Source organism: Phocaeicola sp. RTP21198st1_B8_RTP21198_201120 (assembly GCF_040929485.1).
Classification (GTDB): domain Bacteria; phylum Bacteroidota; class Bacteroidia; order Bacteroidales; family Bacteroidaceae; genus Phocaeicola; species Phocaeicola dorei.
Map to the genome: position 1 here is coordinate 1,082 of NZ_JBCOCI010000339.1, position 365 is coordinate 1,446.

General features: G+C 42.2%; 1 pseudogene. It reads right to left on the minus strand.

Annotated elements, in window-relative coordinates:
• A pseudogene (locus tag AB5935_RS26065) lies at window positions 1-236 on the minus strand (hypothetical protein); the annotation flags it as partial.
• Window positions 237-365 lie beyond the last annotated feature (129 nt).

The following is a 365-nucleotide window of genomic DNA, read 5'->3' on the forward strand; positions in this document are numbered from 1 at the left end:
CTTTCACTCAAACTGGTTGAGCCCCATGCAGTAAGCGAGAAATTACCTACGCTAAATCCCAAAGTCGGCTGAAAGGAAGCGGCTCCCCCCTGATAAATACCACGCCATACATACGAACTTACCAAATCACCTTGTATAGTAAACTCTTGTGCTTGTGCATTGCTAGTTCCCAACATACATACGGCTGCTACAGCCATTGTTCCTAAAATACTCTTTTTACTAAAAAAACTTTTCATACTTTTTATCTAATTCTATTTTATGTTCCTGTAAAAAAGCAGCGCCCCATCCAACCCTGTTAATTTGAACCGCGGCATAACCCAAACGGTCCGGACAGGAACGCTGCTCAATCTTCATCTACTTATTGC